The 11982-nt window shown below is 28.4% G+C and carries 8 protein-coding genes; 4 read left to right on the top strand and 4 right to left on the bottom strand.

Features of this window, described 5'->3' with window-relative positions; translation table 11 throughout:
* Window positions 1-422: 422 nt before the first annotated feature.
* Both FOF46_RS29225 and FOF46_RS29220 read right to left on the bottom strand, forming a co-directional pair.
* The gene (locus FOF46_RS29225; protein ID WP_143918983.1) at window positions 423-845 is read right to left on the bottom strand and encodes a hypothetical protein; all 423 of its coding nucleotides are present in this window, start codon (window positions 843-845) and stop codon (window positions 423-425) included.
* Window positions 846-870: 25 nt separating this feature from the next.
* Window positions 871-1359 carry a hypothetical protein gene (locus FOF46_RS29220; protein ID WP_143918982.1) on the bottom strand — a complete coding sequence of 163 codons (489 nt, stop codon included), beginning with the start codon at window positions 1357-1359 and terminating at the stop codon, window positions 871-873.
* Window positions 1360-1904: 545 nt separating this feature from the next.
* On the opposite strand from FOF46_RS29220, the gene FOF46_RS29215 reads away from it, so the two are divergent.
* The 3 genes from FOF46_RS29215 (at window position 1905) to FOF46_RS29205 (ending at window position 7016) form a co-directional block, all read left to right on the top strand.
* On the top strand, window positions 1905-3710 hold the full coding sequence (locus tag FOF46_RS29215; protein ID WP_143918981.1) for a hypothetical protein: 1806 nt from the start codon (window positions 1905-1907) through the stop codon (window positions 3708-3710).
* A 341-nt stretch (window positions 3711-4051) separates the two neighbouring features.
* A complete protein-coding gene (locus tag FOF46_RS29210) occupies window positions 4052-4669 on the top strand; it encodes a hypothetical protein (RefSeq protein ID WP_143918980.1) in 618 nt (205 codons plus the stop codon).
* Between the two features lie 448 nt (window positions 4670-5117).
* Window positions 5118-7016: a tetratricopeptide repeat protein gene (locus FOF46_RS29205; protein WP_143918979.1), complete on the top strand. Its 1899-nt coding sequence runs from the start codon at window positions 5118-5120 to the stop codon at window positions 7014-7016.
* 56 nt (window positions 7017-7072) lie between these two features.
* On the opposite strand, the gene FOF46_RS29200 is transcribed toward FOF46_RS29205, so the two are convergent.
* Window positions 7073-8641 carry a tetratricopeptide repeat protein gene (locus FOF46_RS29200; RefSeq protein ID WP_160114201.1) on the bottom strand — a complete coding sequence of 523 codons (1569 nt, stop codon included), beginning with the start codon at window positions 8639-8641 and terminating at the stop codon, window positions 7073-7075.
* 1195 nt (window positions 8642-9836) lie between these two features.
* Here FOF46_RS29200 and FOF46_RS29195 point away from each other — a divergent pair.
* On the top strand, window positions 9837-10085 hold the full coding sequence (locus FOF46_RS29195; RefSeq protein WP_143918978.1) for a hypothetical protein: 249 nt from the start codon (window positions 9837-9839) through the stop codon (window positions 10083-10085).
* A gap of 565 nt (window positions 10086-10650) precedes the next feature.
* Here FOF46_RS29195 and FOF46_RS29190 read toward each other — a convergent pair.
* Window positions 10651-11982 (bottom strand): T9SS type A sorting domain-containing protein (locus FOF46_RS29190; protein WP_143918977.1); only part of this gene is annotated, 1332 nt, incomplete at its 5' end.

The following is an 11982-nucleotide window of genomic DNA, read 5'->3' as shown; positions in this document are numbered from 1 at the left end:
CGGATATAACCAAAAGTGCAAAAAATATAGCTAATGTAGTTAAGGTCTAAGCCTTATAAACACTAAGAAAACAATACAAAAAAAGAGAAACCTTGTTTTATAGCAGTATTAAACCTAATTTTTGGTGTAGTTTTATGTGTAATTATAATTTTTTTGGTCTAAATAGAGCCTTCTAAGCCCTTATGAGTAGTATATTCAACCCTAAATTCACATTTTGCAGAAAATAATATTAATAGAGCCTAAAAAATGAACATCGAATGAACATAAATGAACATTTCAACATTTGTTAACCCCTTTTATTGTTTGTACTTTTGGTTTTGCCCCTCATATAAGAGTGCGATGACAGAAATATTAATCTTTGATTTCATATTCTTTTCTAGATTGAAAATATTTATGTTATTTTAATAGAAAATATTGAAAACTTACTTTGTTAGTTTAACTCCTCTACCACCATATAAATTGGCAGCTATACCACTAAATTCATTTTGCATTGTTTCTAATGAAATATTGTAAGTCTTCGAGGCATTAGTTAATTTTTTCTTTAATTTTAAATTTTTATCAATCGCTATTCCTGCCATAATGAATACAACAATAACTATGATTCCAACTATAGAAAATTCTGTTGTTTTGATAGTATTATAGGTATCATAGCTATAACTTCTACCAGCTATAAAAATATTATGAATTAAGAAAAAGACACCAATAATCAAAAAAGGAATTTTTACATAACTTTCCATTTCAGCTGATTTTTTATAAATGTCTAGCATTTCCTGTAATATTTGTTTAGGTAGTTTTTCTATAATTTCTAATTGAACTTCTTGTTCTATTTTTTCTTTATTTTCCATGTTATTATGATTAGGAATTATTGGATTATGTACTACTTACATTAATACATAATTTTTCTAACGAAATTTTAAACTCGATATATGCTGTAGATGAAATAAAGTTGTCATGAAAAAACTCAAATCTATCTTTATTATCATTCGTATAAATGATAATAGATTCTCCATCATCAGAATCATCCTTAATATATAACTTGCTGATATCTTTAAAACTTAAAATGACTTGAGTGGTTTTATGAGGAAAACTAATTGTAGTCTGAGATATTTTTATAGTATTTTTATTTTGAATGGCAGTTTTATGCGCTTTTAATTTGTAGATGGAGTATATCAAAAATGAAATGAATAAAACTCCTAAAATATAATAACTGTATGGACTTGATATAATACTTTTACCTTTAATTGTAATCCCTGCATTGTAATAAAAGCAATAAAGTGTTAGTGCCCCAAAAATAATAGCAGGCATGAATGTCCAATATGAAAATGTACTTTTATATTCAAATTCTTTATATTCTTCCATGACGATACGTTTTCAATTTTTGTTAAAAGATTTTCTATTTCTTCAGAGTTGTTAGTGATGTATTTGTTCTGATTTCTAACAATTAATTAATATTATATTCCAAATGTATATACTTTCTTTAAGGAGGTTATCCCTCAATTAATATCCGTTTTATTTGGATATATATTTGATGAATTTTTGAGGCTGCAGTAGGGAATATTTTGAGAGACCCTGTATTTGATTCGAGTACAATAACATTTTAAATTACCTTTTTTTAGATTTATATAATCTAAAATCTTCAATAAAAACTCTTTGTCAAATACGACTCTTAGAACATAGTTTTAGAAATTATACAATAGAAGGTATGAAAAGAGAGCTACCAGAAATTCAAACTAATTATTGTTAAAAAATTAGAAGTTCATAGAATATGATAATTATCATATTTAGTTCTGACTCCATTTGTCAATTTTGACGATTAAGAATCTGTATAAATATATGTAAATACATAATATTTTGGATTAACAATCTATAGTTGCGCAATTGCAGCAAAATTAATTTATTCTTTTATGAAACTACATTCATTTCATATTCCTGTAATGGGAATAGGCTTTACCATCGATACTCCGTTAAAAGTTTCTCATTTAGGCATAGACTCTGTTGTTTCCTTAGTAGATGATATTCTATTAGAAAAACTAAGAAAAATGTACTGCAATCTATTTGAAGAACCCTATAGTGAAATAACTGAAAGTATAGAAGATTTTAGAGCCAAACGGATTACTTCCTATCTTAATTTGATGAATAATGTAGCAGAAAAGAAGTTTGAAGAACTCAAAAATATTTCAAATGGATTGAATAAAGAATTAAAACAATATTTAAACATTCTACCTGGTACTTCTGTCCTAAAACAACGATTTAAAAATTTGAGTTATACAAATTATAATGTAAAAGAACTCCTAAGTTTTATAGAAGATCATTTATGTATAGGAAGTATTGATGTTAATATCATGACTAAAGTAGATAAAGAAAATTATAAGAAAAAAGAAAAATTACCTAATATATATAATGACGCTCACTCTGCACTTAGAGGATATGCTAAAAGCGATTTATCTTCATCTATAATACTTTCGGCAGGTATGAATCCTAGGTTATATAGCTATATGGAAGAATTTGATGATTTTTATCCCGATAAGAACGGGAAGATTAAAAAGAAAATAGTTTTAAAAGTAAGTGATTACAGATCTGCCCTGATACAAGGAAAGTTTCTTGCTAAAAAAGGACTTTGGGTTTCAGAATATAGGATTGAATCTGGGCTTAATTGTGGGGGGCATGCATTTGCAACCGATGGATATCTTCTGGGACCTATTTTAGCTCAATTTAGAGATCAAAAGGAGGAATTGATACAAGAAATACACAAGATAATGATTGAAGCACTTTTTCATAAAAGAAGTCATATTCTACAAGAACCTTTATCTATAAAAATAACCGCTCAAGGAGGAGTTGGTACAGCAGAAGAACATCGGTTTTTACTCGAACACTATAGAGTAGATTCTGTAGGTTGGGGGACACCATTTCTTTTGGTTCCCGAAGCAACAACTGTAGATGATAGTTCATTAGATAAATTAGTAAAAGCAAAAGAAAAAGATTTGTATCTAAGTAATATCTCTCCTTTGGGTATACCTTTTAATAATCTTAAGGGAAATACTAAAGATCAGGAAAAACTTGCTTTGATATCAAAAAATAGACCGGGGAGTTCCTGCCCTAAAAAATACGTAGCTTTAAATAAAGATTTTTCTGAACAAGGGATGTGTACTGCTTCTCGTCAATATCAGTATTTAAAAATTAAAGAATTGGATGAAAAAGAGTTTTCTAAAGATAAATATGAGGAAGAATATAATAAAATCATAGAAAAGTCATGTACTTGTGTTGGATTAGGAACTTCAGCATTATTAAAGTATAACTTAAATACCAAAACCGAAGGACAAGGTGTTTCTATTTGCCCAGGCCCCAATATGGCTTACTTTTCAAAGATTATGAGTTTAAAAGAAATGACCAATCATATCTATGGAGAATCTGATGTAATAACAAGAACAGATCGTCCAAATATGTTCATAAAAGAGTTAGGGATTTATATCAATTACTTAAAAACTAAGCTCGAAGAGATGAAAACCCCCTTGGATACTAAACAAAAAAAGTACTTGACAACATTTGCCAAAAACTTAAGTGAAGGTATTTCATATTATAAAAATACTTTTAATAGCGATCTAAAAACGGTATCAGAAAGTACTAAATGTGAGATTATGAGAGGTTTAGTCAAATGGCATAGTATTTTAAACCAAATAAATTCAGAAATAGATCATTTGTGTAATACCTAATTGAAGAATATCAGTATCAGTTTAGAAATTGTTTTATCCCATACATCTTCATTAGCGTATTATATTTATTCTAAAAAGTTATTGTAAAATAAAGAAGAAGATAACGAACTAAGAATGTTATGTGTTTAGTTTATAACAGGTTAGTAAAATGTTTAATACGTTATTGTTGGAGGCTTTTATTTATTTTGGTATGTTTTTTGTTTATCTATTATTAATTATTAAATATACTTTTTATAGATGGTCGTATTTGATTAACTTTCAAATAAAAAGAAATCTATGCAATTAGAACTTTGAAAACAATTTATGAAATCATAATTTTACTCCCCCAAAAAATGAATATTATGCGCAACGTGAATACTTGGAACACAAAAAAGTTATTACTTACCCTGGTAATCTTATGCTTTTTTATACAAATGAAGGCACAGAATGATCAAATTTCTATTCAATCTATTAATGATAGAGAATTTACTGTAAGCAGTATTAATGGAATTCCTTTTACAATAGTCTTAGAAAATAGTAATAATGATGGACAATATCAATTAGGAAGTAATGGTCGTCTTACTTTTAAGGTTGAAGATTTGATAGGAAAGAGAAGTACCCTTAGAATTGTATTACAAGAAAAGATATTTTTATCTTTAGAAGATAAACTTGTCGCACAATACCAAGCTGATGTAAAATGGATTGAATCCAAACTTCAAATCACAGAAGGTGAATTTAAAATATTCCCATCACGTCCAATTTTTACAGAAGCAGGTTTGGAAAAATTAAAAGGTAAAGTTTTTGAATATGCTACTTCTGATAAAAAAGAAGATTATTTCAATCAATGGATAGAAAAAGTAAATTACTCATATGGAGCAGTAGGGTATTTCAATGAAATATTTGACGCATCCAATGGTGAGGACAATGCGCAAAGACATAATTTTCTACCTATTAATATATACGAAGAACTTCATAAATAAAATAGCCTCTTTATCTTAGGTAATGTATAAAGAAACTAATTTAATTTGAAATCTGTTTTCTTGATATCTAAATGAAGTTATGTTTGCCGATTGAATATTATCTGATATAAAAAAATAAAAAACGCCCGATTTTGGGCGTTTTTTATTTTTTTCCATAGCAAATTCTCTCTTTTACATAGTTAAATGACAGTTGATTGATTTTGTGAGGTTTATGTTCTGTTGATAAAAGAATTGTACACCTATTGATTTGTATTTGTAACCTTTTGTCTACCCTATATATTGCTAAATCACTAGTTACGATTATACCTTTGTCTGTTTTGTAAGAAACAATATTATGAAGTTAATAGATTGTGTGTAGAAAAATGCTAATTCTATTTTTCTCCAGTATTGTTTCTATAAAAAGTATTTGTTTAAAATTTTATTTTTGATTTCTTAATATTATCCCTAAATGAGAATTTTCTATTTAGTATTTGTCTTATGCTATGGAGTTTTTTTATCTCAAGAATTGTCAGCCCAAAACCTTAAAATTGTAGATAGTTTACGTTTTTTAGTAAATGATCATGATACACCTGATTCTACATTAGTAATTGGTTATAATGATTTAGGAATTCAATATGCTACGTCAGATTCAAAATTGGCAAAAACCTATATCAATAAAGCACTAAAAATTGCTAAATCCAGTAAAAATCAACGAGGTATCGCTGGTGCTCAAAATTGTTTAGGGATTGTTTATTATTACCAGAAACAATATGACTCTGCATTAGTATATTTTAATAAGGCTTTAGCGATTAATAAAAGAGAAAAATACTATTGGGGGCAAGGATCAGCATTACACCAAATAGGGGTAATTCATAAATATCAGGCTAATTATCTTAGAGCAATAGAAAGTTTTCAAAAATCCAGAGAGTTATTTCATTCAATTAATGATTCTATTTCTTTTGCAAAGGCAATAGAAAATATAGGAAGTTGCTATTATTATATTGGGAATCATCACAAAGCAATGGAATTTCACTTGCAGGCAATGAGTATATACGAAAAGAAACATGATATAAATGGCATCAGTCGTGAATATAATTATTTAAGTCGTTCTTTAATAGATCAGAAAGAATACCAAAAAGCATTGGATTATCTTAATGAAGCTTTAATAGTTATAAGAAAATCAGGTAATAATATACAGGTTGCAGTTGCTTTACAAAATATAGTGAGATGTTATGTTGGACTTAATAATTATGATAAAGCGCTGAAGTATAGCATGGAAGCCCTGGAATATAAAAAGCTATCAGGAAATAAAAAGAATATAGCCTCTACACAAAGTTCTATCGGTGAGATCTATTATCATCTTAAGGATTACAATAAAGCGATTGATTATTTAAAGAAATCGTTAGAAAACCATGTGTATAATGGTGATTACACTAGTAAAATGATTACTTGTCATAGGTTAAGCAAGACTTATTTAGCTATCCATAAACTTGGTCAGGCAAAGTTTTATGCAACCAAAGCATTGGGAATTTCTAAAAAGATCAAAAATTTAAAAGGCGAAAAGAATACGTATACTATTTTGGCATCTATCGTAGAGCAGGAGGGAAGAGGTATGGAAGCTTCTGGATATTATAAAAAAGCTCTGGAGTTAAAAGATTCAATGCTTAAAATAGAGAATGAAAAACAAGCACGTCAATTACAAATGATGTATGAAACAGAACAAAAAGAACTGCAAATTGATCAACAGGAAAACGAAATTCAATTACTGAAACAAAGAGTAAAAATTAATAAGCTAAAGTATTCCTTATTGATTATTGTTTTAGTATTAATTCTTATTATTTTGGGGTTTGGATTTTATGAAACCAAACAAAAAATAGAACGTTCTAAATTGCTGGCAAAACATTCTAGATTGGAAAAAGAAAAGCTAGATGATGAATTGTCATTTAAGAAAAGAGAGTTAATTACACATGCTTTACACTTAGCCAAAAAGAATACCGTATTAGAAAAGCTAAAACAAACGATAGAAAAATTTGTATTGGCTGAAAAAGAAAATATAACATTTGACTATCGTCAATTAACAGCAATTATTCAACAAGAATTAAGAGATGATGAAAGCTGGGAGAATTTTAGAAATTATTTTGAACATATCCATCAAGATTTTTATACAACTGTTAAGAAGAAATACCCTAAAATCACTCCAGGAGAATTAAGACTAATTGCATTACTAAAAATGAATTTGTCTTACAAAGAAATTGGAGGAATCCTTAACATTACTCAAGAAGGAGTAAAGAAGGCCAGATATCGTCTTCGTAAAAAATTAAATATAAAACCAGAAGAATCCCTTCAAAACCTAGTCATGAACCTCTAGAGATATTTAATTATAAGGCATAAGGTATTCACAAAAGAACACATAATACAAAACTTCTATTTATACAATTTATCGTCAGGAATCATTTCTTTTTCAAGACTAATTAAATAATCAATGATTTCTTGTTTAGGATTCAGTTCCAGCTTTTTACGAAGACGATATCTGGCAGTTTTTAAACTTCCTGGCGAAATACCAAGAATACTTGCCGTTTCTTTAATATTAAGGTTGAGTCTAATCAAAGAACATATTTTAAGATCGTTAGCCTTTAAATTTTCATGTTTTAATTTTAATTTGGCATGGAACCCTATTTTAGCTTCTTCAAAATAATTTCTAAAATTCTCCCAATTTTTATCAATGCTCAGGTTTTCTTCTGCCAGCTTCTTTAATTCTTGAATAAGTTTTTTCTCTTCTAAAGATGACACTTGATCTAAATGCTTAACGATATTCTGTATTTTATTGATGATCTCATTCTTTTGCTGAAAATTAAAAGTATAAGAGGTAAGTTGCTTATTTTTGAATTCTAGTTGTTCTTCTAACTCCTTTTGCTTCAGTTTTTCATTTTGAATAAATTTTTGAGCTAAAGAATTTTGAGATTTTAAAATATCTTGTTCTTTAATTGCAAATTCAATTTCTTTTTCTGAACGTTTTCTATACACAGATAAGATAATATATGCACTAATGGAGATGAGTAAAATACTGGTAAAGAGAGTGTAGTTGATGATTTTTTTCTTTCCATGTTCCTGTTCAAGAATAGAAATTTTAGTATTGGTTTGTTCTAATTTATTTTTAAATTCTAAAAAAGCTATTTCTTTTGATTTTTTATAATTGAACAAAGTATCTTTAAGTTTGACATAGTTATTATAAAACAATAAAGCTTGTTCAGGTTGGTTCATTATGGTTTTTAACTTCTTTAATTCTTGATATGAAGCTAGCTCTTGCTTTTTTAGATTATTTTCTTTTGAGCTCTGTAATCCCATTTTTAGGTTATGCTCAGCTTCTTTCAAATTGCCTTTAAGTCTTAAAGTTTTACCTAATAGAATCATGCTACTTGTCAATCCATAGGTATCTCCAATTTCTTTACTTAGTCTAATTGATTCATGAATATGATACGATGCTTTGTCGAGGTTATTTTTATTTAAATGGAGTAAAGTCAAACGATTATGAATCTCTGCAATACCATAAGTAAAATTACTTTTAGTGTGTATTTCCAAAGCATTATTTAGATATTCTAAGGCTTCAATATGCTTGTTTTGCTCAATCAAAATAGTTGCTATTTTGGTGAAAGTAGTAGCAACATCATTTGTGAGTTTTAAATCTGTAAATAGATGAATCGCTTTGTTATATTCTCTAAGCGCTTCATTGTACTCCTTTAAATCGGCATATATTAATCCGATGTGTAGTGTTGTGCTGGCAACACCTTTATAATTGTTATTTTTTTTATGTTTTTTCTTTGAAATAAGAAGGTATCGAAGTGCTTCTTTATAATTTCCCTGAACCCAATATTGATAGCCAATACTGCTTAGAATATCAACACTTATAGTATTGTTTTTGTAATATTGAGTAGGTTCATTTTCTAAATTGGTTAATTTTTGATTTTGTGCATTTATACTTTGTAAAAAACACATAAATAAAATAGTGTAGATCGTTAAATGTATCTTCCGTAAATTAGGTAATGATACAGATATTAAGTTTAATCTATAAAAAGAATAGTGTAGAAGTAGTATCATATGGGGTTGGGTTATTAAGAGGTTTATTAAGGGGGTTTTTGGTTTTTATTTTAATCCATATCTATATAAATCATTAAAAATATTTCTAAAATTCACTAACATAACACTTTAAGATAAGCAATATAAATGGTATTTCTAGCACAATTACTTAGAATCTGTGATTCTGTAACTATTGTTTTAAATTTTAATTTATACAATTTAGATACATTTAATTCGGTATCCAATAAAGATAAATTCTGTTATGATTAAGATAGAATTTAAAGAATAAGATTTAATGTCTTTAATAAAAGATAAGAGAATTTCTAGCTTTTATAAAAATTCTTCTTTTTTAATATTATAGTACTTTTTGGATGAAAAAGTAATTTTAAAGATGAAGTGTTGTGAATGGCCATATCTGAGTTTATTAAAAAGTTAGGGGTAAATTTTGATGATTTGTATCTTATGAATTTATTGTTTAAATAGGTTTTTATTTCTTTTTTAAGGTATTTGAGGTTTGAAAAAACAAAACTACTTACAATTAAGAGTCTGAACTATAATTCTAATTTGGTTTTAACTCAAATTTAATATGTAGTCTTGTTGTCTAAAAAAAAACTGAGGGTACAAAAGGGGGACACTAAGAGGTATTAGAGAGGTAAAAGGTTTTTTTGTAATTTGATTTTCTTAAGTTTTATCTTTAATCTATTGTTTTTCAGGAGTTTGTTTTGTTTCTTTTTTAGCTTTTTCAATATTTTTATGGTTTTGCTTTTTTTGTCTTATTCATACAATAGTATCATTCTATAACACCGTTTTCTCATAAAACAGAATATATTTTGTGGATTTGCAATATCAATATATTACTGTTGTTTTATTAAAACTGCTCTTTAAAATACTATGTCCAACGTTTTTAATTGATTGTTTTTTGATGATTTCTTTTGTTCCTCCTTATCTTTTAAAAAGTAACCTATTGATGTAATAATGTTTCTTTTTGTATGCTCTTTTTTCTAAAGATATTTATGGCTTTACCATAATATTGCTCTAGTAATCTATATAGATGTTTACTACTTTATCGTTGATAAAAACCATTGTATTTGTCTATTATTTTGAAAATGTTTTTATGAAAAAAATGGAGTGGGTGTTACCTGTAGGTACTATAATGTTTGTTATATCGATTCTTTTTAATGTAATACCAGAAGAAGACGAAATTTTCAATTCTATAGGAAAGAATGAAATAAATAGACTTAAAATCGAGAATAAAATTATTCTTGAATCTAATATGGTTACACAATATAAACTGTTGGAGCTAGTAAATAAAGTAGATAGTTTATTAAGCTTAATACATTGTAGTCAACTTGAAATAGAGTAAAAAGAAGAAAATTGAGAGCTAACTATTAATTTACCTCATGAAAGAAGCTTAAACATACTTTTTGTTTACTTCTATATGTGAAATACAATAAACTATTATAAAACCAATTTATAGCGAGATATAAAATTTAGAAATGATGTCAGTCATGTATTACCTGTTTTTTTAAATTAAGAAACTATTGTTCTATACATATGTAGAAAGGTTATTGTTTTTATTTTGACGATTGTGATAAAAACTTTATAAATATTTCTATGTAAGATTGATATTTTACCCCCTGGTCATTTTGGGTTATTTTGATCAGGGGGTTTTTACTTTACATTATTTTGTTAAAAGGTTTTAACTTTTAAAAACAACAGAGATAAACTTTCCCTTTTTAATTCATTATATATTGATAAATACTAGGAGGGGAGGGATTTAAAGTAGATTCTATTATTGATCCAAGGGTTGAAAATAGAATACCTTTTTTGTTAGTGTATTTTGATTTAAAAATAATACAACCTGAATAGTAATTCAAATTATCTATTCAGGTTGTATTTGTTATACCTCTATTAAGTATTAAGGTAGTTTATTTTGCTAAAATGATACGATTTGTAATAAAATCATTACCTAGACGTAAAACATAAAAATAAACTCCAGATGGTAAATCTCCATCTTCGTTAAAAGTAGTGTGGTACTGCTTATTAGCTTCAACTTTATTATCAAATAAAGTGTTCACTAAAACACCGGTAATCGTGTAAATCTCTATCCTTGCACTTCCTTCTTTCTCGCTGCTAAAAGTAATGGTAGCTTTGTCTTTAGATGGATTAGGGTATGCTTTTGCTTCAAACTTAAAGAAAGTCCTAGTTTCGATGTTTGATACATTTTGTATGTCATCGTTTTTCTCATCACAAAAAGCAGTTACAATTATGGTTTCTTGTTTAGTACATCCAGTAATTGTGTTAGTAGCCGTTACTCTATATTCACCTTCAGAGGTCACATTTACCGGATTCTCACCAGCAGTAAATCCTTCCCAGTTGAAGGTTACATTAGGTGTTGTAGATGTTGCCGTTAACGCTACCGAAGTATTAGTACACGTAATGATTCCATCAGCCGTAGCGGTAAGCTCAGGCTTAGTTAAGTCTGCACTTACTATTATGGTTTCTTGTCTAATACATCCTGTAATTGTGTTAGTAGCGGTTACCATATATTCACCTTCTGAAGTTACATTTACCGGATTCTCACCAGCAGTAAACCCAGTCCAGCTAAAGATCACATTGGGGTTTGTGGATGTAGCCGTTAGGGTTACTGAAGTATTACTGCAAGTGATCATTCCATCTGCTGTAACGGTAAGCTCAGGTTTAGTTAAGTCTGCACTTACTATTATGGTTTCTTGTTTAGTACATCCTGTAATTGTGTTAGTAGCCGTTACTCTATATTCACCTTCAGAAGTTACATTAACCGGATTCTCACCATCGGTAAATCCTTCCCAGTTGAAGGTTACATTAGGAGTAGTTGATGTGGCGGTTAATGCTACCGAGGTATTAGTACAGGTAATGATTCCATCAGCAGTAGTAGTAAGCTCAGGCTTAGTTAAATCAGCACTTACAGTTACAGTTTGTTGAATACTACATCCGTTGATAGTATTGGTAGCGGTTACTATATAATCCCCTTCAGAGGTTACATTGACCGGATTCTCACCATCGGTAAATCCTTCCCAGTTGAAGGTTACATTAGGAGTAGTTGATGTGGCGGTTAATGCTACCGAGGTATTAGTACAGGTAATGATTCCGTCAGCAGTAGCGGTAAGCTCAGGCTTGGTTAAATCTGCACTCACAGTTACAGTTTGTTGAATACTACATCCGTTAATGGTATTGGTAGCGGTTACTACATAATTCCCTTCAGAGGTTACATTGACTGG

Origin of the sequence: Aquimarina algiphila (genome assembly GCF_007489275.1) — a bacterium.
In the GTDB taxonomy this organism is placed as follows: Bacteria; Bacteroidota; Bacteroidia; order Flavobacteriales; family Flavobacteriaceae; genus Aquimarina; species Aquimarina algiphila.
Note: the sequence above shows the minus strand (reverse complement) of the source record. Positions and strands in the feature narration are given on the sequence as shown.